Raw genomic sequence first — 25,168 nt, 5'->3', positions numbered from 1 at the left:
AGCTCTGTTTCTAGATAGAACGGAGCCAAATAAGGGTAGTAACATGAAATTTAAGAAAATAGCAGCTCTATTGGGAGCTTTCACCATTGCTAGTAGTTTATTAATCGCTGGCTGTGGTAATACAGGTAATAGTCAGAAGGTATGGCGCGTAGGTACTGATGCGACCTATGCACCGTTTGGTTTTAAAGATAAAGATAGTGGTAAACTAGCTGGTTTTGATATTGATATTATCAATGCTATCGCTAAAGAAGAGGGCATAGAAACAGATATTCAAAATTTGAACTTTGATGCGCTTTTACCAGCACTACAAAGTAATACAATCGACATCGCCATTTCGGATATGACTATTTCTGAAGAACGAGCAAAATCCGTTGATTTTAGTAAACCGTACTATATTGCAGGTAATGGTCTCGTTGTTAACATTGATAACACCAATATTAACAGCTTTAAGGATCTAGAAGGGAAACGCATTGGTGTGTCTATTGGTTCTACTGGTGCAGAGATTGCTAGTAAGATTCCAAATGCCGAGGTACGTCAGTTTAATATCATCGTCGATGCTTTCTTAGAACTACAAAATAAAGGCGTCGATGTAGTTATCAATGATACACCGGTAAACGAGTATTATGTTAATGGTAAGGGCAAAGGTATCGCAAAGGTCACTGGAGAAGATTATGATGCGGCGCCATTAGGCATTGCTGTGAAAAAAGGCAATACAGAGTTGCTTAATAAAATCAATGATGGTTTGGCTAAAATCAAAGCAAATGGCAAATACGCAGAAATTTATAAGAAATGGTTTGGTAAGGAGCCTCCAGCAGAGGTATTAAAATAGTTTGTAGATAGTACCAGAATGTATTATTTGATATAATATGCTAGGTAAGCCTCAGGTTATATGAGGTATGTATAGAATGGGTGATATGATGGCTAAACGAAGTGCATTTTTAGATATTATTAAGGAAAAGGGCGCCCTCGTCTTAGATGGAGCTTTAGGGACCGAATTAGAGCGTTATGGCTGTAATATCCAACATAAGTTGTGGTCTGCTAAAGTTCTCATGGATCAGCCAGATATTATTAAGAAAATACATATTTCTTATTTGGCTGCTGGCGCCGATATCATTCAAAGCTCTGGCTATCAAGCGACAGTAGCAGGCTTTAAAGGCTTAGGTTATGGCACGGAAGAGGCGATAGAGCTAGTTAAATTATCTGTTCGTTTAGCTGTGCAAGCTCGTAATGAGTTTTTAGAAGCCAAGGCGAGTGGGGCACTTACATTGCGTGGTATTACGCTTGGTGAAGAGACTCCTGAGGGGGTTAGATATTTTTCTGAAGGTGCTTTACCTAAACCGTTGGTGGCAGCTTCTGTAGGACCTTATGGCGCTTTCTTGGCGGATGGTTCTGAATACCGTGGTTATCCTGATGTGCAAACAGAATATCTAGAGGTATTCCACATTCCTCGATTAGCATTATTCTGTGAAGAAAATCCAGATATATTATCCTTTGAAACTATACCGTCTTATGCTGAAGCTATTGCTATCGCAAGAGCTATGTCTGATCCGTTTACATCAAAAGGTATTCCCGGGTGGATTGCTTTTTCTTGTAAGGATAGTCACCATGTTTCTAGTGGTGAAACCATCATTAAATGCGCACAAATGATTGATAAGGTACATTCTATTACGGGGATTGGTATTAATTGTAGTAAACCTGAACATGTAGAATCTTTGATTAAAGATATTCGAACGGTTACAGATAAACCGATTGCTGTATATCCTAATCTTGGTGAAAGCTATGATAGTAAAACTAAGACTTGGTTTGGAGATCCTGCATCATTTGTAGACTACGTTGAAGTATGGCGAAAAGCTGGGGCTGAAATCATTGGTGGCTGTTGTAGAACGACACCTGAGATTATCGGTGATATTGCTAAAAAAATTCATAATTAATATGATGTGATACATAGATAAAACGGCTATTCAAGTTTAACTTGAATAGCCGTTTTGTGTGCTGGAATAGTATTTTTATTTATAAAATCATGCGACAATGATATAAAAGTAGCGTTATACAAATCACTTTTTTATCGTAGAAAATAAAAAAGCAGTGCATAAGCACTGCTTTTACTATGGCGGAGAGACAGGGATTTGAACCCTGGGTACGGGATAACCGCACACATGATTTCCAATCATGCTCCTTCAGCCGCTCGGACACCTCTCCATGTATTCTGTTGTGTAACAGGTACTTGTATAGTATATGAAAAAGTTAGATTTATGTCAAGCAAAAAATAGTAGAATTATTGCATATTTACAAGGCTTATGAAATATAGGTTTTGATTGCGATAAACCGGTATAAATCGAAGGTTAGGGATTGGTTTTAGTTGTGTAAATCTGGTATATAAAAAAACAAGCCGCCTGTTTAGGCGGCTTTGTAATTCGTATTAGAATACGTCTTTGATTTCGGCTGCTTCGATGGAAGCTTTGATATCGTCTGCCATTTTTTCGATCAATGGAATGTCTTCTTCTTTCAAAGAGGATTTGATGTCTAGTGGTTCAGATACGATTTCAATATCTTTGAAGTCGTTTTCGAAGTGGGAAACCATTGTTTTCATTGCAGCGGAAGCCCAGGAGTGGTTACCGATGATGGATACCTTATGGTTTTGGAAGTTAAGGGCTTTCAACTCGTGGATGAAGTTTTCCATAGTTAGGTATAAGCTCAAGTTGTATGTTGGTGCGATAGTTACCAAGTTAGTATATTTCCAAGCATCAGAAATGATGTAGGAAGCATTTGTTTTGGAAACATCGTAAATTTTGATATCAGTAATACCGCGGCGGGACAATTGTTTTGCCAATTGTTGAGCAATGTCACGAGTGTTACCATACATGGAACCGAAGGCAATTACAACACCTTTTTTCTCAGCTGTGTAGCTGGACCAGTGCAAGTATTTGTGTAAGATATATTCGATCGTTTCAGGTGTACGCCAGATTGGGCCATGAAGCGGAGCAATGCGTTTGATTTCAAGAGAAGAAACCTTGCGAATTGCATTTTGTACTTGAGGACCGTATTTGCCAACGATATTTGTGTAGTAGCGACGAGCTTCTTCTTCGTAAGTTGCTACGAAATCAGTTTGGTCAGCAAAAATGTTGCCGTTAATAGTACCAAATGTACCGAAAGCATCTGCAGAGAACAATGTACCTGTAGATTTTTCGAATGTACAAGTTACTTCTGGCCAGTGAACCATAGGCATAGTGTAGGAAACAAGTGTATGTTTACCTAAACAGATTTCGTCGCCTTCTTTAATTTGATGGTATTGTTCTGGCTTTGGAGTGTTGTAGAATTGTTCGAACATGCGGAATGTTGTTGCGTTACCAACCATTTTACAATTTGGATAACGTTCCAATGTTTCCAACAATGTTTGGCAATGATCTGGCTCCATATGGTTTACAACGATGTAATCAAGTTCACGACCATTTAAGAGGTGAGTCAAGTTGTCGAAGTACTCTTCGCGAATTTCAGCATCTACAGAGTCTACGACACAAGTTTTTTCATCGTCGATGAAATAGCTGTTATAGCTAACACCATTTGGAATAGGGAATAAGTTTTCGAAACGTTCTGTTGTCCAGTCATTACTACCAATCCAGTAGATATTATGAGTCATTTTCTGAGCACAATGCATAATAAAATCCTTTCTTAACTCACACTAGGTATGTATAGGTTTACATAAAACTCATGTCTGTAAATATGTTATCAATTAATAATACTAATATTTTCGAAAAAAATCAATATGATAGGCTTTGCAAATATGGAAAATGTGAAAGATATCATTTGCATAGTAGCTACCTATATAGTTTTGAGGGGAATAGGTAGGGCTTATTTGGCGTATTATGATTTTAATTCGTATAGATATAATATTTTATAAAATGAGAAAAGCCTACTGTGAGTAGTAGGCTTTCACATGAAAGTATAGTAACAAATTATTTAAAGTATTTTACGCCAGATGTAAAGATTGGCATTTCTAGTTGTCCAGGAATATTTTTGCTAATGCCTGCACCACAGCGTTCGGAGTGTGCCATTTTGCCGAATACGCGACCATCAGGACTATAAATACCTTCGATAGCGGCTACAGATTGATTTGGATTGAAGCGACTATCCATGGAGGCAATACCATCAAAGTCTACATATTGTGTAGCGATTTGGCCAGTTTTATTGAACTCTAACACTTGTTGAGGGGAAGCAATAAATCGACCTTCGCCGTGGGAAATTGGTACTGTGTAAATTTCACCTGCCTTGGCATCGCTCATCCACGGAGATTTAGTGGAAATAACTTTCGTGTTGACCATGCGAGACAAGTGACGACCAATCGTGTTGTATGTCAATGTAGGATGATCTTCGGTTAAGGTTTCAATGTGTCCACCAGGTAACAAGCCTAACTTGATAAGTGCTTGGAAGCCGTTACAAATACCTAATACAAGGCCATCTTGTTTGTACAAGAGGTTTTCTAAGCCTTCTGCAAGGTATGGATTGCGGAAGAGGGTAGCCATGAATTTACCAGAACCATCTGGCTCGTCACCAGCGCTGAAACCTCCTGGGAACATAAGAATTTGAGACTCTGCTAATTTAGCTTTGATTACGTCGATAGATTCTTTTAATTGTTCTGGAGTTTGGTTGCGGATGAGCACGATATCTGTTTCTGCACCAGCCCGCTCAAAGGCACGAGCAGAGTCGAATTCACAGTTTGTACCAGGGAATACTGGGATGAGAACTTTTGGTTTTGCACCTAAGGATGCGCTGCGAGGCTTAGCGTGTTGGTCATGAATGTAAGCGACTGCTTCACCAAAGCCGTTTGGTGCGTACATTGGGAAGATATCGCTTAGAGGTGCTTCATAGGCCGCTTGCACTTCTTTGAGCGATACGGATTGACCTTCCCATTTGATAACAGGATTTGATTGGGTTACACCGATAACTTTCACATCAGGCAACTCTAAAAGATAGTTAACAGCTGTAATATCTACTTCAACGATGAAGGAACCGAGAGCTGGTTGGAAGATACCACGTTCAGCGTATTTATCGAATTTAACACCGATATTATTGCCGAGCGCCATTTTTGTTACTGCTTCAGGAATGCCGCCTTGATCAACTACATAGGCGGAGTAAACGCGACCTTTTTCAATTTGTTCTTGTAGTGTATCGCAGTTTTCTTTGAATCGATCCCAATCAGGAGTGTCATCGTATGTACGAGGTACATCAAAGAATACAAGGCGGTGATCTACGCCTTTAAGGTCTTGGCTCACGATATTATCTATATTAGCTGTACCAACCGCAAAGGATACGAGGGTAGGCGGAACCGTAAGGTCCATAAATGTACCGCTCATAGAGTCTTTGCCGCCGATAGCGCCGATTTCAAGTTCTTTTTGTGCCTTATAAGCACCGAGAAGTGCAGCTACTGGTTTACCCCAAGATTCTTTAGAGTTGAGGCGTTCGAAATATTCTTGTAATGTTAAGTATGCATCTTCACGGCGACCGCCAAGAGCTACTAATTTTGCTACAGATAAAAGCACTGCATATTGTGCACCATGATAAGGGCTCCATGCAGATAACTCAGGTACAAAGCCATGAGTCATGATGCTGGCTGTTGTAGTTTCACCGTTTAGAACAGGTAATTTGGCTACCATGCCTTGGGTAGGCGTTTTTTGGAACTTACCACCGAATGGCATGAGCACCGTATTAGCACCCACAGTGCTGTCAAAGCGTTCTGCTAAGCCTTGTTGGGAGGCTGCATTTAAATCGGATACGGCTGCGAGCCATTTTTCTTTGAAGTTATCTGCACTAGCAGAACCGCGTAAGAAGTAAGAGCGATCTGCCGGAGCTTTTACGATAGCTTCTTGTTGTTGGCTAGCACCATTTGTATTTAAAAAGTCGCGGCTAATATCTACAATTGTTTCGCCATTCCAGTTCATAACAAGGCGATTTGTATCAGTTACCTCAGCTACAACTGTGCATTCCAAGTTTTCTTCGTCGCAGTATGCTTTGAACGCTTCTACATCAGAAGCGGCGATGACACAGGCCATGCGCTCTTGTGATTCAGAAATGGCTAACTCTGTACCATCGAGGCCAGCGTATTTTTTAGGGACTAAGTCGAGATTGATTGATAAACCATCAGTTAATTCACCGATAGCGACAGATACACCGCCTGCGCCGAAGTCATTACAACGTTTGATAAGTGTCGTTACTTCGCCACGACGGAATAAACGTTGGATTTTACGCTCTGTAAGAGCATTGCCTTTTTGAACCTCTGCACCGCATGTGGCTAGAGAGTCAACGGTATGTTCTTTAGAGGAACCTGTAGCGCCACCACAGCCATCACGACCAGTTTTACCACCCAGCAATACTACAACATCACCGGCAGTCGGCTCTTCGCGGCGAACTTGGTTGCGAGGCGCGGCACCGATAACAGCACCAATTTCCATGCGTTTCGCTACGTAGCCAGGATGGTAATATTCTTTTACTTCACCTGTAGCAAGGCCAATTTGGTTGCCGTAAGAGGAATAGCCACGAGCCGCTTCTTGGGTGATTTTCTTTTGTGGTAGTTTTCCTTCTAACGTATTTTCAAGGCTTGTATGTGGATCGCCAGAGCCTGTGATGCGCATAGCTTGGTATACATAAGCGCGGCCACTCAATGGGTCGCGAATACAGCCACCTAAACAGGTAGCTGCGCCACCAAATGGTTCGATTTCGGTAGGGTGGTTATGGGTTTCGTTTTTGAACAATAATAACCATTCTTCGGTTTTGCCGTTTACATCGACAGGTACGATGATGGTACATGCATTGATTTCATCGGATTCATCGAGATTTGTTAGACCGCCAGCGTGGCGCAATTCTTTTACAGCCAATGTAGCCATGTCCATGAGGGAGCGAGCTTTTTTCTTAGTCGTGTAGAGCTCAGTACGGCCGTCCATATATTCTTCGAGGGCTTCCTTTATAGAGCCTGTGAAGCGACTGTCTTCAATAGTGATATCCGTCAATTCCGTCATAAAGGTAGTGTGACGGCAGTGGTCAGACCAATATGTATCGAAGAGTCGAATTTCTGTAATCGTAGGATCGCGGTGTTCTACCTCTGCGTATTGTTGTCTAATCATTTGAAGGTCTGCTAATGTCATAGCAAGACCGTAGTTTTTGATGAGCGCTTCTAAATCAGCATCGCTCATCGTAGTAAAGCGATCGATTGTTGCCACTGGCTTTGGATCTTCTAAATTGAGAGCTAATGTATTTGGCACATCAAGGCTCGCTTCGCGGGAATCAACAGGGTTAATGTAGTATGCTTTGATGGCATTTTCCTGTTCTTTTGTGAAAGTACCTTCTATAGCGTATACGCGAGCGCAGCGTACGATGTGGCCAGATGTGAGGGTGAGCATAGAAATACATTGCTCTGCACTGTCAGCACGTTGATCGTACTGACCTGGCACATATTCAACAGCGAATACAAAGCCTTGAACATTTGGAATTTCTTCTAATACTGTATCTACAGGAGGTTCGGAGAAAATTAGATTTTTTGCAGACTCTAAATCTTTTGCATCTAAATTTTCAATGTCGTATCGTTCATAGATAGTTACATTTGTAGCAGGCATAGATAATTCCTGTTGTAAGGTATGTAACATGCGTTGTGCTTCTTGGTTGAAAGATTCTCGTTTTGTTACGAATAATCGTTGTATAGCCATTGTAGCCTCCTGTAATGTATATAATTCCCTATGGGATATTGACAAATTAAGTATAGTCGGTCTAGACTTATAAGTAAAGATAATCTTACTAATGAAAAGATTAGAAATACTAATGAATATGAAAAGTTCATGAAGGTCATAAGACCTAACTTTCATGAAGATTTCTACATATTCATTATATATTGAGAGTCTATAGTTATAATAGAGTAATGATATGTATATTTAAAAGTAAGACGTTACTATTAGTATATAACAGAGGTGAATAAAATGGCAGTATCTGCAGATTTATATAGAACCTTTTTAGGGGTAGGCTTATATTTATCCTTTTCTCGTGCCGCAAAAGAATTAGGCGTGTCCCAATCCGCCATCAGTCAAAGTATTAAACAATTAGAAGGGGAACTTAATATGCCTCTTTTCGTGCGCACTACAAAATCTGTAGGGTTCACGCCAGAAGGCAAAGAATTGTTTGATACGGTAGCTAAAGCTTTTTCCATTCTTGATAATGGTGTTACCCAATTACAAGAACGCGTTAACCAAGCTTATGAAAGTTTAAATTTGGCTGCCACAGATACTTTGTGTCGCCATTTCTTATTGCCTTATTTCCATAAATGGCAATTACAAGAAAGTGAAATTGGCTTACATATTATCAATCGTCCGTCTCCTGATTGTGTAGAATTGGTACTCAATAAAGAGGCGCAATTAGCTGTGGTTAATGATTATGAGGGATTGAGAGATAATCCTCAGTTAGAGGTAACTACGCTAGCTACAATTCAAGACGTCTTTGTTGGCGGTCCTGACTATAAAGGGGCGGGATTCTTTGATCAAGGGCGCCTTCTTAACGAGCCTATTTTGCTCTTGCATAAAGGCTCTGCTAGTCGTACATTCTTTGACGATGTGACTCATGGCGCTTGTCGTAAGCCTCGCTTTGAATTAGGTAGCGTCGATGTATTACTAGACCTTGTAGAAATCAATATGGGTATTTCCATGTTGCCTAATCATGTGGTGCAACAAAAAATGCAAGAAGGGACGATTGTGCGCATCGATACAGATATTCCGGTACCAACACGGGACATTGTGCTTGTGCGCTCACGCTTGGTTCCTCAATCTGAAGGGGCTGCGAGATTTACTTCCTTGCTAGTTAATCGTGAAAGTACTCGAGATAAAATTTTATAAGAAAAAGACATGTTTAAAGACATACTTTAGGAAACTTTCTTAAAGTGTGTCTTTTTATATATTAGTATAAGTTTTGCCGTGCTATATTATATTCTTATAAAGCAGTTGAGTTATATAATTCATATACAAAATATTTAAGTCATATTGGCAATGACATTTATGGGTTATATTATAAGACTTTTACTAGATATAGGTTGACCCTAAGGGGTTGTTTACGTTAAAATTTAAAGATAGTTATGCGGAGGTATGAGCACATGGAATTATTAAAAGAACGCATTCGTGAAGAGGGGATTGTCCTCAATAATCGGGTGCTGAAAGTAGATGGTTTCTTAAACCATCAAATCGATCCACAATTGTTTAAGGCAATTGGTAAAGAAATCGCGGATCGTTACCGTGATGCAGGTGTACAACGTATTGTTACCATCGAAGCATCTGGTATTGCGTTGGCGTTGATGGCCGCGCTTGAACTAGACGTGCCATTGGTATTTGCGCGTAAGAAAAAATCCATCCTTATGGTAGATGATGTATATCATAGTGTTGTGTACTCTTATACAAAAGAAGAGAATTATGATATCACTATTTCTAAAAAATTCTTGCCAGCTGGCGAAAAAGTGTTGATTATCGATGACTTCTTGGCATCTGGTGAGGCTGCTATGGGCCTTGCTAGATTGGTTCAAGACGCAGGTGATGAAGTGGTAGGAATGGCTATTGCTATCGAAAAATCCTTCCAACCTGGTCGTGAACGCCTCGAAAATGCGGGCTACCGTGTAGAGTCTTTAGTTCGCATTAAAGAATTCAAAGATAATGGTTGTGTGTTTATCGAAGACTAATTAGTCTGATTATTGTTAGAGGGAATTATGAATAAAAAAGCAGAAAAATTCGACTTACTCGTTGCTGATCTTAACAAAGGCGGCAACACTTGGTTTACAAAGGAAGAAATGACAGATGATCTTAATACAGTTGTATATCATGGTCGTTTGGATGTTCATGACCATAGCCTACCTGTGTTCATCGTTGTAGACGATTCCGCGTTTACTTATGCACGCATTGCTATCACAACAACATCTATTGATGAAAAAGTGATTCCTGCCGTGTTGAAAGAGCTTAACACGTTAAATCAAGATTATAAAGTGTCAAAATATTATGTGAGCGTTGAAGACAATAATATTTATATGGATGTGTCTATGCCATGTTTAAATAAACAATTTGATCCTACCGTAGTAGTAAATCTTTTGCTCGAAGTAATTCAACCGCATTTAGATGCTGTACATAAAGATATTCTTAAAGTCGCTGGTTTAGCTTAATAGAGGTTGTTATGAATCCTAAATCCTTATTATTTGATAAGTTCTTGAAAGAAGAAGAAATCATATCTTTTGAACGCAAGGATTTTGATGATGAAGACGGTACTGTAGTATATCGTTCTTATATCAAATCCCCATTATGGGATATGCCTTTGTTCGTCATTCTCGATAACAGTATTTATAGCGTAATTCGTTTGGTGTTGGGCCCTGAAAAGGTAACGGCACAAAATATGAACGCTTTGAATGCCTTAATCAATCGGGATAATGCGACGTATAAAAATTACAAACTATATATCGATGAACAAGATTCTAGTTTATACTTGGATTGTGTATATATGTGTGGTGATGATGCGTTCGAGCCGGCATTGATGTATGCGTTGATGTCTTCTATTGTAGATTATATTCCTGAATCTGTAGGTGAATTGAAAGCTGCCTTTGAAAGCGGTACTCACTAATCAATAATAGATACAAGTTAAGTGGTCTAATGTTCGGAATTATGAAGAGCGGATAACCTGTTTTTAACCGGGTTATCCGCTTTTTTATATGGATAAGAAAAATCATACAAATATTTGATTAATAGAATTACTTTGAGTTACTCTAAAATTGTAAAAAACGTTATTATATTTTACAGATTAATTTAAACATAATCTATATAATGTAATCTGTTTTATTATAATAGTTCGGAATATGGCGAATAATAAAAATATTTAATATAAGATTATTCGAAAATTGTATTGCTTTTGTAAATGTTAGGTGTTACAATTTGAGTACAAGAAGGAGGTAGCGCCGTGAACTATGCAAATCAACAAATTCAAAGCAAGTCTACGGAGGCTACTTGTGCGCATTTGTCCCAGTCTGTTTCGGCTGGGCTTTTTTATTAGGAGGATCTATGAAGGTCGGTATTATCATGGGCAGCAAGTCTGACCTAGACACAATGAAAAAGGCATCATCTGTACTTGATGAGTTTAATATTCCTTATGAAATGGTTATTGCCTCAGCTCATCGTACACCAGAGGCTGTGAAGAACTTTGTCACACGACTTGAAGATGAAGGGGTTATCGCTTTTATTGCGGGTGCTGGCGCGGCGGCTCACTTACCTGGTGTGGTGGCGAGTTTCACTACACTACCTGTTATCGGCATCCCTCTTAATGCAACGGCTTTAATGGGCATTGATTCTCTGCTTGCTATCGTTCAAATGCCATCTGGTATGCCTGTAGCTACAATGGCTGTAGACGGTGCTAAAAATGCGGCGCTCTTTGCAGTGCAGATTGGGGCAGCTTTCAATAAAGACCTGAAAGAACAATATCAACAATATCGTAAAGATATGGCAGATAAAGTCTTAGCAGACAATGCAGAACTACAAGGTGCTGTTCAAATTTAATCATCTAAATCATCACTGATTAAATATTGGTTAAGAAAAACCGTTTATTTAGATATCTATTACATAGTTTGTATCATTAATTATGATAAAGGAGAAAGATCATGGCTAACATCGATTTGGAAAAATTAACATTATTGTACGAAGGCAAAGCAAAACAAGTATATGCAACAGATAACAAAGATGAGTACATCGTTCATTACAAAGATGATGCCACTGCATTTAATGGTGAAAAACATGACACCATCCTTGGTAAAGGCGTGTTGAATAACAAAATTTCCTCTTTCTTCTTTGAATTGTTGAAAAAAGAAGGCGTACCAACTCATTTCGTTCGTCGTGAAGATGATCGCAACCAAACAGTACTTACATTAAAAATAGTTCCTCTTGAAGTTATCGTTCGTAATATTGCGGCTGGCTCTATGGCTAAACGCTTTGGCATTGAAGAAGGAACTCCACTTAAACATCCAATACTTGAGTTTTGCTATAAAAACGATGAATTAGGCGATCCGTTTGCCAACGAATCCCAAATCACTGCACTTGGTTGGGCTACTCAAGAGCAACTTGACGTAATCTCTACTATTACTTTAAAGGTAAACGATATTTTAAAAAAATTCTTGGCTACTAAAAACGTAACTCTTGTAGATTTTAAATTAGAATTTGGCACTCATAAAGGCGAGGTATTATTAGGTGATGAAATCTCTCCTGATACATGTCGTTTCTGGGATGCTACAACTGGTGAAAAACTCGACAAAGACCGTTTCCGTCGAGATCTTGGTAATATTGAAGAAGCGTATAAGGAAATGTTATTCCGTCTTACAGGTGAGCGTGCCTAATAGGGGGGAAGATGAACTACGATTCTGTTTTTGATAAATGGCACGAAGAGTGTGGTGTGTTCGGCATCTATGATAGGACCGTTGATGTAGCACGCTATGTATATTGGGGGCTATTTGCTCTCCAACATCGTGGTCAAGAAAGTGCGGGCATTGCTGTTACCGATAGTCATGATGTAGAACTGAAAAAAGGCATGGGCTTGTTGACCGAGGCTATCAAAGAATTACCATCTTTGCCAAGCTATATGGGGACTGGTCATGTGCGGTACTCTACGACCGGGTCCAATAATCCGCGTAATATTCAACCTTTGGTTATTCACTACCAAGGCGGTCAAATTGCGGTGGCTCACAATGGAAACTTAACGAATGCCTTATCTATTCGAAAACGTCTTGAAGCCGATGGTTCCATCTTTCAAACGACGATGGATTCTGAGGTTATCGTAAACCTGATAGCCCGTTCTAAAGCAGAAACACAAGCGGAACGGATTGCCGATGCGGCGCGTCAAATTGAAGGGGCGTTCTCTTTAGTCATTACTACGAACGACTCTTTAGTAGGTGTACGAGACCCTCAAGGATTTAGACCACTTTGTTTAGGTAAAACTGAAAATGGTTATGTGCTCTCTAGTGAAAGCTGTGCTTTTGATGCGATTAAGGCAGAGTTTATTCGTCATATAGATCCTGGTGAAATGGTTATCATCGATGACTCTGGTGTGCGTAGTACTATCTATGCGGAACCAGAAAAAATCGATAAAAAACTTTGCGTCTTTGAATACATCTATTTTGCACGTGGCGATAGTCATATCGATGGTCAATCCGTATATCAATCTCGGCTAAATATGGGCCGCGAACTATATAACGAAACTAAGTATGATGCGGACATCGTAATGTCCATTCCGGATTCCGGTACAACAGCTGCATTAGGTTATGCTCGTGCATCGGGTATCCCTTTTGCAGAAGGTTTAGTTAAGAACCGTTATAGCGGTCGTACCTTTATTAAACCAAATCAAGAGGAACGAGAATTAGCTGTTCGTATGAAGCTAAATGCATTACCACATATTGTTGGAGGTAAGCGTATCGTCCTTATTGATGATTCTATTGTGCGCGGTACTACGAGTGGTATCATTGTAAAAATGCTAAAAGAGGCGGGTGCTAAAGAGATTTATATGTGTATTAGTTCTCCAACTATTGAGTATTCCTGTCATTATGGCATTGATACATCGGTGCGTAAAGAACTTATAGCAGCTACTCATACAGTGGATGAAATTAGAGATTTTATCAAGGCTGATAAATTACATTACTTGTCTCGTGAAGGCCTATGTCGTGCTGTATCTGATGTAAAGCCAGATGATTTATGTTTTGCATGTTTCAATGGTGATTATAGTGTAGCGGTTCCTGCGGACCAAGAGGAAGGGGTCAAATATGTGCTCGAATAAAACTAGTTTAACCTATCGTGATGCAGGTGTTGATATCGATGCAGGTAATCGCGCCGTAGAACTGATGAAAGAATCTGTTAAACGCACGTATACACCGGGTGTTGTTGGTGATTTAGGTGGTTTTGGGGGACTCTATTCCTTAGCTGGTCATGCTATGTCTGATCCTATGCTCGTATCTGGTACAGATGGGGTGGGCACCAAATTACGTCTCGCTATTATGATGGATAAACATGATACTATCGGTCAAGACTGTGTAGCTATGAGTATTAATGATATCCTCGTACAAGGTGCTACACCTTTATTCTTCCTTGATTATATTGCGGTTGGCAAACTAGAGCCTGTAAAAGTGGCGGATATCGTACGTGGTGTAGCTGAGGCGTGCGAAGAATCAGGCTGCGCTTTACTAGGCGGTGAAACTGCTGAGATGGCAGGCTTCTACGATGATGAGGATTATGATGTAGCTGGTTTTGCCGTTGGTATCGTAGATCGTCCTAAATTGATTACTGGTGAAAGTATCAAGGCAGGAGACGTTATTCTTGGGTTACCTTCTTCTGGGGTTCACTCTAACGGTTTCTCTTTAGTTCGTAAAATTGTATTTGATCACAAGGGTTTCTCTATTGATCAAGATATTCCTGAATTTGGCAAAACACTGGGAGAAGAATTATTAACGCCAACGCGCTTATACCCTAAAGCTGTATTACCGTTGATTAAAGAAGATTTAATTAAAGGTATGGTTCATATTACGGGCGGCGGTTTCTATGAAAATATTCCTCGCGTCTTACCTACGGGAGTAACGGCAGAGATCGATTGTGATACATGGCCTCGCCTTCCAGTTTTTGAAAAGCTACAAGAATGGGGCAATGTAGATTGGCATGAAATGTACCGTACTTTTAATATGGGCATTGGCATGATCCTCGTAGTGGACGCTGCGGATGTGGATCGAGTAAAGGCAAATCTTGAAAGTCGTAATGAAGCGGTTTATGAAATTGGTCATATCGTTAAAGGCGAAGGTCCAGTTGTTGTAAAAGGGGCGGTATTTAATGACTAGTTCCGTAGCTAGAAAACGTCTAGCTCTATTCGCAAGCGGTAGAGGCTCCAATGGGGAAGCCCTTTATAAAGCCATGCAAGATGGATATATTAATGGTGAGTTTGTAGTTATCATTACAGATCACGGTGATGCAGGGATTGTTGAACGTTCTAAACCTTGGAATATTCCACTCATTGTCATCGAGCGTAGCGACTATGATTCTAAAACTAGCTTTGAACAAGCCCAGTTAGATGCGTTAGAGCCCTATAAGGTAGATGGTATCGTTTTGGCTGGATATATGCGTATTGTAGGGGCTCCACTGATTGAGCACTATGAGCATAGAATTTTAAATATCCACCCTGCCTTGTTGCCATCTTTTCCGGGACTACATGGGCATCAACAAGCCATCGATGCGGGCGTAAAGGTAACTGGTTGTACGGTACACTTTGTTGATGCCGGAATGGATACAGGTCCTATTATCATGCAGAATACAGTTCCTCTATTACCAGACGATACAGAAGATACCTTGAGTGATAGATTATTGCCTATTGAACATAAAACATATAAAGAGGCGTTACGACTATTTTGTGAGGATAAGCTCACTATAAAAGATAGAGTTGTTTACATTGAAGATTGATATGCGAAAGCAAATGGAGAGGTTACATGATTAAAAATGCACTACTAAGTGTTTCTGATAAAAAGGGGATTGTAGACTTTGCGAAAGGCTTAGCTAATTTAGGTGTAACCATCTATTCTACAGGTGGTACGCTTAAGGCGATTACCGATGCAGGCATTTCTGCAAAGGCTGTTGAGTCTTTAACGGGTTTTCCAGAAATGATGGATGGCCGAGTAAAAACTTTACATCCAAAGGTACATGGAGGCATTTTAGCTATTCGCGATAATACGGAACATCAACAAGCTATGGCTGATCATGGTATTGAGCCAATTGATCTTGTGGTGGTCAATCTTTACCCATTCCGTGAAACCATTGCAAAACCAAATGTATCCTTGGAGGAAGCTATTGAAAATATCGATATCGGTGGCCCTACGATGGTTCGTTCTGCAGCAAAAAATCATGCTTACGTAGGCATCGTAGTAAATCCAAATCATTACGATGAAATCTTGGAGATGCTCAAAGACCAAGGAGAATTAACTAAGGAATATCGCTTTGGTCTTGCCAAAGAAGCCTTTGCTCATACAGCGGCTTATGATGTGGCTATCGCTAATTATATGAGTGGAATCTTGAATGAAGGGCCTACACCTCCTGAATATTTGAGCGCTTATGAAAAGGTGACAAATCTTAGATATGGCGAAAACCCGCATCAACAAGCAGCATTCTACAAAGAAATTGGTACAGCTCATGGCATGGGGGCTTTGAAACAACTACATGGCAAAGAACTTTCCTATAATAATATTGTAGACATGGAAGCGGCATGGAATATGGTATGGGAGTTTACTAATCCAGCTGCATGTATTATTAAGCATACGAACCCATGTGGTGCCGCTACTGCAGCTACATTACATGATGCATATGTAAATGCTTACGAAGCAGATTCCGTATCTGCCTTTGGTGGCATCGTAGCCTTAAATCGTGAAGTAGATGCAAGTACAGCGGAGGAAATGAGCAAAATTTTCTTAGAAGTTATTATGGCACCTACTTTCACAAAAGAAGCATTAGAAATCCTTGAAGCAAAGAAAAATATTCGCCTCATCGAGCTATCTAAGCCGGAATCTGGCCAAGTGACAGTGAAAAAGGTGTCAGGTGGTTTATTAGTGCAAACAGAAGATGATCTTGTAGAAGATCGTGCTAACTATAAAGTTGTTACGAAGGTACAACCGACAGAGGAACAATGGAAAGCCCTTGAATTTGCATGGAAACTTGTAAAACATGTAAAGTCCAATGCTATTTTGATTTCTAATGAAAAGAGTACCCTTGGAGTTGGGGCTGGTCAAATGAATCGCGTAGGCTCTGCAAAAATTGCTCTTGAACAAGCCGGAGAAGCCGCAAAAGGTGCTGTTTTGGCATCCGATGCATTCTTCCCCTTTGGCGATACCGTAGAAACAGCGGCAAAACATGGCATTGCAGCTATTATTCAACCAGGTGGCTCTATTCGCGATGAAGAATCCATCAAAGCGGCTGACGAAGCGGGTATTGCCATGGTATTTACAAATATTCGTCACTTTAAACATTAATTGGTTAAGAACTGTTAGCGGATTGTTAAACACTATCAGGGTAAAATATCCATTGTACGGTCAAGAAGTATTGATGCTTGGCGTGGTCCCGTTATGTGTTTATATTATTATGAACTTGATGGCGTTTAGGCGCCGATGGAGGACTTATGAAAGTATGTGTAATCGGTAACGGCGGCCGCGAACATGCATTGGCGTGGCGATTGTCCATCAGCCCTAACGTAACAAAGGTATACGCCATTCCTGGCAGCGCGGCCATGTCAGATTGTGCAGAGCTAGTTGGCATCGATTGGCAACAAAGCGATCATTTGATTAGCTTTTTAAAAGAGAATCAAGTTGATTTAGTTGTTGTTGGGCCTGAGGCCCCTTTGGTAGCAGGTTTAGCAGATGTACTCAATAAGGTGGGAATTCCAGTTTTTGGACCATCCAAAGCCGCCGCTCAACTAGAGGGCTCAAAGGTGTTTGCCAAGGATCTCATGAAAAAATACAACATTCCAACTGCTGCGTATGGTGTGTTTCACAAGGTAGATGAAGCGAAAATTTTTATCGCTCAAACAGGAGCTCCTATAGTTGTTAAAGCTGACGGCTTGGCGGCAGGGAAGGGTGTTGTAGTAGCCATGACCGTCGACGAAGCGAATGCAGCTGTGGAAGATATGCTCAGCGGTAATCGATTCGGTGATGCAGGCAGCACCGTTGTTATCGAAGAGTTTATGGAAGGTGAAGAGGCTAGTTTATTAGCCTTTGTAGATGGTAAGACCGTTGTTCCAATGATTGCCTCTCAAGATCATAAACGCATCTTTGATGGTGATAAAGGCCCTAATACGGGTGGCATGGGTACCTATGCGCCGGCACCAGTTCTTACGGATGCATTGCGGGTCGAAGCGATGAAAACCATCTTGGAACCTATGGTAGCAGCTATGGAAAAGGAAGGTATGCCGTATGTAGGCTGCCTCTACGCTGGGCTTATGATTACTGACGAAGGTCCTAAGGTGGTAGAGTTCAATGCACGATTTGGAGACCCTGAAACGCAAGTTGTATTGCCTCTACTAGATAGTGATTTAGGTCAAATCATGATGGCTTGTGCTAAGGGCACATTGACAGCTGATATGGTGAAATGGAAAGACTCCTCGGCGGCCTGCGTTATCCTTGCTTCTAAGGGTTATCCTGAAACTTCATCAAAGGGCGATATCATCAGTGGGGATATTAAACAATATGACACAACCATCGTATTCCACTCTGGTACAAAGCTTGTTGGTGAAAACTATGTCACTAATGGCGGCCGTGTGCTCGGTGTTGTCGGTCTTGGCAAAGACCTTAGAACGGCACTTGATAGAGCCTATGGACGTATAGCGCATATCGACTTTGAAGGCATGCAATATCGTACAGATATTGGGGCTAAGGCTTTCAAATAAAGTAACAACATTTTAAATATAATGAAAACCTCTACATTCATGCATAACGCATGCGGTGTAGAGGTTTTTATTTTCTACATTTTAATGGTTACCTGTGATATAATAAATTAGATATAAAGAGGGCCCATCGACGTGTGATGGCGTTAGGCTCATCTCAAAAATTTGGAAACTTATTGATGACGCCTGACGTGTAGAAGTAAATCTTCTAAACGTTAGGTGTTTTTACTATAGTCTATTTTATTTTTTTATAGCGATATACAACTATGATATATAATAAAGAACCGTTAGAACTGAATAGTCCGGTAGCCTTTTGGCTGAATTTCCCCAACGAAGAACGCGTATTCTGGGTAGATCGTCAAAGTGACCGCATCGTTGTAGGCGCTAAACGTCTGGTGACGGTTAAAGATGATGAGGACCGCCATAATTACGCTTACGTGTTTTATGGGGATACTTTTTTTGAGAACTCCAAGGACCCCAAATGGGCTGGCATGGGCCATGAAATGATTGCTTTCACCCATTACTACATCGTAGAAAATGGGAAATCTTTCTACTTGCACGCTGGTGAAAGCGTCCCTATTACAGATTTCGAGGTGCCTCGAGTTCGCCATACCTACAAGGAAACTAGTGATGATAAGGCTGCTTGGGATAGTTTGATGAATGCTATCGCTGACGGCATTAGCAGTGGTGAAATGACAAAGGTCGTTTCTTCTCGAGAGGTACAGTTCACTAGCGAAACACCATACAATGTGGCGAGTATTTTGGCAAATTTGGTAGATAATAATCCAAATTGCTTTATCTTTGGTTACGAAAAGAATGGACGTACCTTTGTGGGCGCATCGCCAGAGATTCTAGTTCGCCATCGAGGTAGTGAAATTCTCAGTTATGCCTTGGCGGGGACAGCTCCTAAACATGGATCAAATGCGTGGACTAAGGAACAACTGTTAACAGATAAGAAAAATCTCTTTGAACATAATATCGTGCGCGATCGTATCGTGAAAACAATGGAGTCTATAACACCTGATGTTACCATAGGTGAAACGGGCATCATGGAGCTGGCTCATCTCTATCACTTGCGCACTATTATTACCGCAAAGGATAGCACAAAATCCCTCGTGGAATGGGCAAAATTGCTACATCCTACACCAGCTCTCGGCGGTGAACCGCGAGAAAAGGCGTTGGCATTGCTACAAAAGTACGAAGCTCATGAGCGTGGTATGTATGCAGCGCCTTTTGGCTTTATGAAGGACATGGGAGACGGCATCGTCGTTGTGGCTATTCGATCTGCACTCATCATGAATAATATTCTTTATGCCTATGCTGGATGCGGCGTTGTCGCTGATTCTGATGCGGATGAAGAATATGCAGAAACTAATAATAAAATGCGCACTATTTTGGATGCGTTATAATACATTTCCAAACCCTTAGAAGTTGTTGAAAGGGAATATAATGAACGAATATATTGCTGCCTTGGTAGATGAGTTTTACCAACTCGGCGTCCGTCATGCAGTGTTTAGCCCTGGATCGCGTTCTACGACGATGGCTATGCTTTTCACGGAGTATGAAGGCTTTGAAACATATATGAATATAGATGAGCGCTCTGCTAGCTTTATGGCGCTTGGCATTGCAAAGGCTCATAAAAAACCAACTGTACTAGTTTGTACATCTGGTTCGGCAGAGGCTCATTATTTGCCCGCTATATTAGAGGCTCAATATAGTGGGGTACCTCTTATCGTATTATCTGCTGATCGACCTCATACTTTGTTACATGTAGGGGCTCCACAAACAGTAGATCAACAAAAGATTTTTGGTACAGCTGTAAATTACTACGAAGAACTAGCGGTGCCTCAAGAGGATCATTACTACACATATCCACGCCAAGTAGCTCGCAAGGCGTATATGAAAGCTATGGATACTAAAAAAGGGCCCGTTCATATCAATGTACCTCTCTTTGAGCCCTTAGTGCCTGAACTGGATGGTAAACACTTTGAAGCGGGACGTAGCCCTTACAAAGTATTTAAACCTAATTACGGTGATGTATTCAGCTACCAGAATAAAAGTAATAATACAAGTAATCCAAGTAACGTAAGTAAAGCAAGTAATATAAGAAATGTAAGCTATACTAAAAATACTACTGATAATAGTACTAATAACACTAATCCATTGCTTGCACAATATAAGAAAGTCCTTATTTTAGCTGGTCCACAAATCGATGTAGATGAGGTTGAATCTATTCACTCCTTTGCGGAGAACTTACAAGCACCTATCTTGGCGGATCCATTGTCCAATGTAAGACGCTATCATAAGACTGATGCTATTGATGCCAATCATGAATTTAATATCAATCGTAGCAATGATACAGATATGACTCAGGAAAAACAGTCTCCTGATGTTGTGATTTCAACGTATGATGCATTTTTAGCCGATAAAGACCTATGGCCTGTACTAAAGCCGGATTGCGTGATTCAGTTTGGCCAAATGGTTGTGTCTAAACGCGTGCAACAGATGGTGGCAAGTTGGGATAATGTGGAGTATATAGAGATAAATCCTACAATGGACTCCATGAATCCAACGGGGAAAACCACCATACACATGCAAGCAAGCATCGATATGTTTACGCATTTGTACGCTGAAAAGAACGAATCTAATGCATATCTTAATAGATGGCAAAGTTTAGAAGCAGCTGGTAAAGCTCAACTAAGTACAGCCATAGAAGAACCAAGCTGTTTTGAAGGGCGCACGATACGCGAGTTGCAACAACATATCCCTGACAATAGCCAAGTGCTAGTGGCTAATAGTATGACCATTCGCGACTTTGATTATTTCTGGTTCTCTGGTGAATCCGATGCTATTCTTTACGGTAATCGTGGTGTTAATGGTATTGATGGTACCGTTTCAACTGCACTAGGTCTTGCCACAAATGGTAAATCTACATATCTTGTAACGGGAGATTTGTCTTTGTTCCATGATCTAAACGGCTTAGCGGTCGCTAAAACGCATAATCTAAATTTGACGATTATTTTGCATAATAACGATGGAGGCGGCATTTTTGAATACTTACCACAAAAGGGGACAAAGCATTTTGATTACTTGTTCTCTACGTCACAAGGTTTAGATTATAGTGGGGCCGCTAAACTCTATGGCTGTGGGCACACTAAAATCTCTAGTCCTGATGAATTGAGTCGTGTATTAGCTAACGTTAGCACGGAATCTGGTGTTCATATCATTGAAATACCTACAGACCGGGAATATAGTCGACAGTTACATAAGAAATATACAAAAGTTTCAGTTGATATGGAGGCATTACTATGAGTCAGTATTTTTGCAGTATTGTAGATAATGCTTTATGTAATCCAGCTCAGCGTATGTATTTTGACTTGGGTGAGTACCGCTACGGTTTGACTGTGGTTGGAGACGGTGAACCCATTGTATGTTTCCATGGTTTTTCTGAATCAAGCTACACTTGGGATTCTATTAATCTGCCGGGGTATCGTGTGGTCCGTATCGATTTGATCGGCCATGGTGATTCAGATATTCCTGATGAGGATAAGGCCTATACAATTCCTCAAATGATAGAGGATTTGCATACAGTTATTTATCATATGGTTGGTGAAAGCTATTACCTCATGGGTTATTCCATGGGTGCGCGTATTGCGCTTTCTTATGCTTTGCACTACGAACGTGAAATCAAAGGTATCGTTCTTGAAAGTGGCTCTGTAGGTATCGCTTCTGATGTTGAGCGAGCTGAACGCCGTAAGGCTGATGAAGACTTAGCGAGTCACATCGAAGAGCATGATGGCGCTTGGTTTGCTACACGATGGGCAGAGGTTCCTATTTTTGAAAGTCAAAAACAACTTTCAGAAGGGGTAGAGGAATTAATCTATCTACGTCGATCCAATAATAGCACGTACGCCTTAGCCTGTACATTGCGTGGCTCAGGGCAGGGCGTAATGTCTTATGTAGGCGATAAATTAGAAAAATTCTCTGTTAATGGTTTATATGTGAGTGGCGCATTAGATACAAAATATACTACAATAGGAAGAGATGTATTTGGCAAGTTGCCAAGATTTAATCATGTCATCGTCGAAGGGGCGGGGCATAATGTACATATAGAGAAACCGCAGATTTTTGAACGAGCGGTGTTAGATTTTTTACAGAAGAAAGGTTAAGTCCATGAGCAAATTTGATTGGAAAGTATTGGATCGTAATTATGAAGATGTAATTTACGAAACATATAATGGCATTGCAAAGATTACTATTAACCGTCCAGAAGTGCGCAACGCATTCCGTCCTAAAACGGTAATAGAGTTAATTGATGCTTTCACAGTAGCTCGTGAAGATAACGAAGTAGGCGTAATCGTATTGACTGGTGCTAACCACGGAAAAGGCGAAGATAAAGAAGCGTTCTGCTCCGGCGGTGACCAAAGCGTACGTGGTCACGGTGGTTATGTAGGTGACGATAATGTACCTCGCTTGAACGTTCTCGATTTACAACGCTTGATTCGCGTTATTCCTAAACCTGTTATCGCTATGGTTAATGGTTATGCTATCGGTGGCGGTCATGTGTTGCACATCGTATGTGACCTTACCATCGCTTCTGAAAATGCTAAATTCGGTCAAACTGGTCCTCGTGTAGGTTCCTTCGATGCTGGTTATGGGGCAGGTTATTTGGCTCGCATGATCGGTCACAAACGCGCTCGCGAAGTATGGTTCTTGTGCCGACAATACACTGCAGCTCAAGCTTATGAAATGGGCATGGTTAATACTGTGGTACCATTCGATAAATTGGAAGAAGAAACAGTACAATGGTGTAGCGAAATCCTTGAATTATCCCCAATGGCATTGCGCATGTTGAAAGGTGCCTTCAATGCCGATACAGATGGTCTTGCAGGTTTACAACAATTTGCAGGGGACGCTACATTGATGTACTACACAATCGATGAAGCTAAAGAAGGTCGCGACGCGTTCAAGGAAAAACGCAAACCTAACTTCAAACAATTCCCTAAATTCCCTTAATAGGGAGTCGATACAGTCCTATATTACGGATTATATTAACTGTTAAAACGACAAGTGCGCCTCTACATGAGGCGCCTTTCTTGTAATATCTCTTTATTTATCATAGTTCAATTATTACATTTTAGTTATTACTTACTACTTATTATTTATTAATTTATTGCTTATTACTTATTACTTATTGGTAATTAGTGATTACTTATTAGTGATTAGATCTAGATACGAGGTGAGATGATGGAGTGGTTACGCCATGGTGCACAGCACTATCCTAATCGTAAATGTATAAATGAATATACTTATAACGATATATACCGCGGTGTACTTCATGTAGCTCGTAATTTAGCGCCTTTAGATGCATCTCGTGTGGCTATCGTATCCGATAACTCTGTGACCATGGCAATGTATGTGTTGGGCGCTATGCTAGTTCATAAAGAGGTACTTTTACTCAATGTACATCTTAAGCCAAACGAAATAGCGAACCAATTGGATCAATTAGGTATCACCACCGTATTACATAGTAAAGAACGACGTAATCAATTGCCTGATACCATCGAAACTCAAGTATCAAATTTAGTTGATCCTATAGTATCAGATTCTGTTGAAAATCAATTATCTCATTCCGTTGATTCGGAGGTCTCTAATTCAATTGTTACAATTGAGTTTGAAACTCTAGAAAGAATTCTATCAGATTTAGCAGTCGAGGACTCCTTTGATTGGACCTTTGCGGACACAGACATAGCTGCTATCATGAATACGAGCGCTACTACGGGGCAATTTAAGGCTGTACCGCTTCGATGGGGACAAATTAAAGCTCATGTACAAGCATCCCAAGAGGTACTAGGGAAAACAGAGCAGGATAATTGGCTAATGGTACTGCCTCTGTTTCATGTGAGTGGTTTATCTATCTTGATGAGGTCTCTTTATAATGGGATGGCTGTCACTATTTTGTCTAAATATGATGAAGCTCAAGTTCTAAAACTCATAGAAACTGAGCAAATCAATATGATGTCCTTAGTGCCTACCATTTTGACTCAATTAGAGCCGCATATTACGCACCATGTATTACGTGTTATCTTGCTTGGTGGAGAGTTCATTCCGATGGCGCTAATCGATGCTTGTGAAAAGAAATCCTTGCCTATCTATAAGACTTACGGTATGACGGAAACCTTTAGTCAAAGCGTGACCTTCTCGGTATTGGATTATCCTGATAAACGAGAATCTGTAGGTAAGCCATTGCCTAGTATGCAGGTTCGCATCGATAACCCTGATGCGGATGGGGTAGGCGAAATTCATTTGACTGGCCCGATGGTTATGTCTGGGTATATCAACAAGGAACCTATCGATGGAGACTTTAATACAGATGATATTGGTTACATCGATGAGGATGGCTTTGTTTATATTTTGAATCGCCGTAAGGATCTCATCATTTCTGGGGGTGAAAATATTTACCCTAAGGAACTAGAGGATTTAGTGTATACATTACCAGCAGTGAAAGAATGTGCGGTTGTTCCTGTACCGGATGATAAATGGGGGCAAGTGCCAGCGCTCTTTGTGGCCTTTCATGATGGTAAAAGCATGACTACAGATGACATTATAGACTTTATGACTAATTCTTTAGCAAAATATAAGGTTCCAAAATATGTAAAAGTCTTGACTGCTTTGCCTCGAAATGGAACAGGAAAAATATTGCGCAATGAACTGAAATTAGAAAATTGAGGCG

At 40.5% G+C, this 25,168-nt stretch carries 20 protein-coding genes and 1 tRNA gene; 18 read left to right on the top strand and 3 right to left on the bottom strand.

From position 1 onward, the window contains the following. Positions 1 to 43: 43 nt before the first annotated feature. On the top strand, positions 44 to 829 hold the full coding sequence (locus Q0507_RS03720; protein WP_298712604.1) for a basic amino acid ABC transporter substrate-binding protein: 786 nt from the start codon (positions 44 to 46) through the stop codon (positions 827 to 829). A gap of 88 nt (positions 830 to 917) precedes the next feature. Continuing rightward, positions 918 to 1,931, top strand: a complete 1,014-nt coding sequence (gene mmuM, locus Q0507_RS03715; protein WP_367268446.1) for a homocysteine S-methyltransferase — start codon at positions 918 to 920, stop codon at positions 1,929 to 1,931. Between the two features lie 177 nt (positions 1,932 to 2,108). On the opposite strand, the gene Q0507_RS03710 is transcribed toward mmuM, so the two are convergent. From Q0507_RS03710 to Q0507_RS03700, 3 genes are all read right to left on the bottom strand, one after another. Further along, a tRNA-Ser gene (locus Q0507_RS03710) sits at positions 2,109 to 2,199 on the bottom strand. Positions 2,200 to 2,419: 220 nt separating this feature from the next. Then, a complete protein-coding gene (locus Q0507_RS03705) occupies positions 2,420 to 3,655 on the bottom strand; it encodes an FprA family A-type flavoprotein (protein WP_298712598.1) in 1,236 nt (411 codons plus the stop codon). A 298-nt stretch (positions 3,656 to 3,953) separates the two neighbouring features. Beyond that, entirely contained in the window at positions 3,954 to 7,694 is a 3,741-nt protein-coding gene (locus Q0507_RS03700) for a phosphoribosylformylglycinamidine synthase (protein WP_298712595.1), read from the bottom strand. Positions 7,695 to 7,961: 267 nt separating this feature from the next. On the opposite strand from Q0507_RS03700, the gene Q0507_RS03695 reads away from it, so the two are divergent. From Q0507_RS03695 to menE, 16 genes are all read left to right on the top strand, one after another. After that, entirely contained in the window at positions 7,962 to 8,867 is a 906-nt protein-coding gene (locus tag Q0507_RS03695) for a LysR family transcriptional regulator (RefSeq protein ID WP_298712590.1), read from the top strand. 254 nt (positions 8,868 to 9,121) lie between these two features. Then, positions 9,122 to 9,697 carry a xanthine phosphoribosyltransferase gene (locus tag Q0507_RS03690; RefSeq protein WP_298712585.1) on the top strand — a complete coding sequence of 192 codons (576 nt, stop codon included), beginning with the start codon at positions 9,122 to 9,124 and terminating at the stop codon, positions 9,695 to 9,697. A gap of 27 nt (positions 9,698 to 9,724) precedes the next feature. Further along, positions 9,725 to 10,171, top strand: a complete 447-nt coding sequence (locus Q0507_RS03685) for a hypothetical protein (protein ID WP_298712582.1) — start codon at positions 9,725 to 9,727, stop codon at positions 10,169 to 10,171. An 11-nt stretch (positions 10,172 to 10,182) separates the two neighbouring features. Continuing rightward, positions 10,183 to 10,623: a hypothetical protein gene (locus tag Q0507_RS03680; protein ID WP_012863928.1), complete on the top strand. Its 441-nt coding sequence runs from the start codon at positions 10,183 to 10,185 to the stop codon at positions 10,621 to 10,623. Positions 10,624 to 11,057: 434 nt separating this feature from the next. Beyond that, positions 11,058 to 11,549: a 5-(carboxyamino)imidazole ribonucleotide mutase gene (gene purE, locus Q0507_RS03675; RefSeq protein ID WP_298712577.1), complete on the top strand. Its 492-nt coding sequence runs from the start codon at positions 11,058 to 11,060 to the stop codon at positions 11,547 to 11,549. Between the two features lie 101 nt (positions 11,550 to 11,650). Continuing rightward, positions 11,651 to 12,379 carry a phosphoribosylaminoimidazolesuccinocarboxamide synthase gene (purC, locus tag Q0507_RS03670; protein WP_298712574.1) on the top strand — a complete coding sequence of 243 codons (729 nt, stop codon included), beginning with the start codon at positions 11,651 to 11,653 and terminating at the stop codon, positions 12,377 to 12,379. Positions 12,380 to 12,390: 11 nt separating this feature from the next. Then, a complete protein-coding gene (gene purF, locus Q0507_RS03665; RefSeq protein WP_298712572.1) occupies positions 12,391 to 13,809 on the top strand; it encodes an amidophosphoribosyltransferase in 1,419 nt (472 codons plus the stop codon). Continuing rightward, positions 13,796 to 14,857, top strand: a complete 1,062-nt coding sequence (purM, locus tag Q0507_RS03660) for a phosphoribosylformylglycinamidine cyclo-ligase (protein ID WP_298712569.1) — start codon at positions 13,796 to 13,798, stop codon at positions 14,855 to 14,857. The genes purF and purM overlap by 14 nt, the downstream gene beginning before the upstream one ends. Then, positions 14,850 to 15,473, top strand: coding sequence for a phosphoribosylglycinamide formyltransferase (gene purN, locus Q0507_RS03655; RefSeq protein ID WP_298712566.1), 624 nt, complete (start codon positions 14,850 to 14,852; stop codon positions 15,471 to 15,473). Before purM ends, purN begins: the two co-directional genes overlap by 8 nt. 26 nt (positions 15,474 to 15,499) lie before the next feature. Continuing rightward, a complete protein-coding gene (purH, locus tag Q0507_RS03650; protein WP_298712563.1) occupies positions 15,500 to 17,029 on the top strand; it encodes a bifunctional phosphoribosylaminoimidazolecarboxamide formyltransferase/IMP cyclohydrolase in 1,530 nt (509 codons plus the stop codon). A 146-nt stretch (positions 17,030 to 17,175) separates the two neighbouring features. Further along, the gene (purD, locus tag Q0507_RS03645) at positions 17,176 to 18,438 is read left to right on the top strand and encodes a phosphoribosylamine--glycine ligase (RefSeq protein ID WP_298712560.1); all 1,263 of its coding nucleotides are present in this window, start codon (positions 17,176 to 17,178) and stop codon (positions 18,436 to 18,438) included. 263 nt (positions 18,439 to 18,701) lie between these two features. Then, positions 18,702 to 19,844 carry an isochorismate synthase gene (locus tag Q0507_RS03640; protein ID WP_298712557.1) on the top strand — a complete coding sequence of 381 codons (1,143 nt, stop codon included), beginning with the start codon at positions 18,702 to 18,704 and terminating at the stop codon, positions 19,842 to 19,844. A 40-nt stretch (positions 19,845 to 19,884) separates the two neighbouring features. Further along, positions 19,885 to 21,747 (top strand): 2-succinyl-5-enolpyruvyl-6-hydroxy-3-cyclohexene-1-carboxylic-acid synthase, encoded by a 1,863-nt coding sequence (menD, locus tag Q0507_RS03635; RefSeq protein ID WP_298712550.1) that lies wholly within the window; start codon positions 19,885 to 19,887, stop codon positions 21,745 to 21,747. After that, positions 21,744 to 22,604, top strand: a complete 861-nt coding sequence (gene menH, locus Q0507_RS03630; RefSeq protein WP_298712547.1) for a 2-succinyl-6-hydroxy-2,4-cyclohexadiene-1-carboxylate synthase — start codon at positions 21,744 to 21,746, stop codon at positions 22,602 to 22,604. The genes menD and menH overlap by 4 nt, the downstream gene beginning before the upstream one ends. A 4-nt stretch (positions 22,605 to 22,608) precedes the next feature. After that, positions 22,609 to 23,451 (top strand): 1,4-dihydroxy-2-naphthoyl-CoA synthase, encoded by an 843-nt coding sequence (menB, locus tag Q0507_RS03625; protein WP_298712543.1) that lies wholly within the window; start codon positions 22,609 to 22,611, stop codon positions 23,449 to 23,451. A gap of 228 nt (positions 23,452 to 23,679) precedes the next feature. Next, positions 23,680 to 25,164, top strand: coding sequence for an o-succinylbenzoate--CoA ligase (gene menE, locus Q0507_RS03620; RefSeq protein WP_298712540.1), 1,485 nt, complete (start codon positions 23,680 to 23,682; stop codon positions 25,162 to 25,164). The last annotated feature ends 4 nt before the right edge of the window (positions 25,165 to 25,168 follow it).

This window comes from uncultured Veillonella sp. (assembly GCF_938010505.1).
Taxonomy (GTDB): Bacteria; Bacillota; Negativicutes; order Veillonellales; family Veillonellaceae; genus Veillonella.
This window is presented reverse-complemented; position numbering and strand designations above follow the sequence as displayed.

Coding starts and splice junctions, on each gene's coding strand:
- Q0507_RS03720 (WP_298712604.1), top strand. CDS start 44: ATGAAATTTAAGAAAATAGCAGCTCTATTGGGAGCTTTCACCATTGCT.
- mmuM (WP_367268446.1), top strand. CDS start 918: ATGGCTAAACGAAGTGCATTTTTAGATATTATTAAGGAAAAGGGCGCC.
- Q0507_RS03705 (WP_298712598.1), bottom strand. CDS start 3,655: ATGCATTGTGCTCAGAAAATGACTCATAATATCTACTGGATTGGTAGT.
- Q0507_RS03700 (WP_298712595.1), bottom strand. CDS start 7,694: ATGGCTATACAACGATTATTCGTAACAAAACGAGAATCTTTCAACCAA.
- Q0507_RS03695 (WP_298712590.1), top strand. CDS start 7,962: ATGGCAGTATCTGCAGATTTATATAGAACCTTTTTAGGGGTAGGCTTA.
- Q0507_RS03690 (WP_298712585.1), top strand. CDS start 9,122: ATGGAATTATTAAAAGAACGCATTCGTGAAGAGGGGATTGTCCTCAAT.
- Q0507_RS03685 (WP_298712582.1), top strand. CDS start 9,725: ATGAATAAAAAAGCAGAAAAATTCGACTTACTCGTTGCTGATCTTAAC.
- Q0507_RS03680 (WP_012863928.1), top strand. CDS start 10,183: ATGAATCCTAAATCCTTATTATTTGATAAGTTCTTGAAAGAAGAAGAA.
- purE (WP_298712577.1), top strand. CDS start 11,058: ATGAAGGTCGGTATTATCATGGGCAGCAAGTCTGACCTAGACACAATG.
- purC (WP_298712574.1), top strand. CDS start 11,651: ATGGCTAACATCGATTTGGAAAAATTAACATTATTGTACGAAGGCAAA.
- purF (WP_298712572.1), top strand. CDS start 12,391: ATGAACTACGATTCTGTTTTTGATAAATGGCACGAAGAGTGTGGTGTG.
- purM (WP_298712569.1), top strand. CDS start 13,796: ATGTGCTCGAATAAAACTAGTTTAACCTATCGTGATGCAGGTGTTGAT.
- purN (WP_298712566.1), top strand. CDS start 14,850: ATGACTAGTTCCGTAGCTAGAAAACGTCTAGCTCTATTCGCAAGCGGT.
- purH (WP_298712563.1), top strand. CDS start 15,500: ATGATTAAAAATGCACTACTAAGTGTTTCTGATAAAAAGGGGATTGTA.
- purD (WP_298712560.1), top strand. CDS start 17,176: ATGAAAGTATGTGTAATCGGTAACGGCGGCCGCGAACATGCATTGGCG.
- Q0507_RS03640 (WP_298712557.1), top strand. CDS start 18,702: ATGATATATAATAAAGAACCGTTAGAACTGAATAGTCCGGTAGCCTTT.
- menD (WP_298712550.1), top strand. CDS start 19,885: ATGAACGAATATATTGCTGCCTTGGTAGATGAGTTTTACCAACTCGGC.
- menH (WP_298712547.1), top strand. CDS start 21,744: ATGAGTCAGTATTTTTGCAGTATTGTAGATAATGCTTTATGTAATCCA.
- menB (WP_298712543.1), top strand. CDS start 22,609: ATGAGCAAATTTGATTGGAAAGTATTGGATCGTAATTATGAAGATGTA.
- menE (WP_298712540.1), top strand. CDS start 23,680: ATGATGGAGTGGTTACGCCATGGTGCACAGCACTATCCTAATCGTAAA.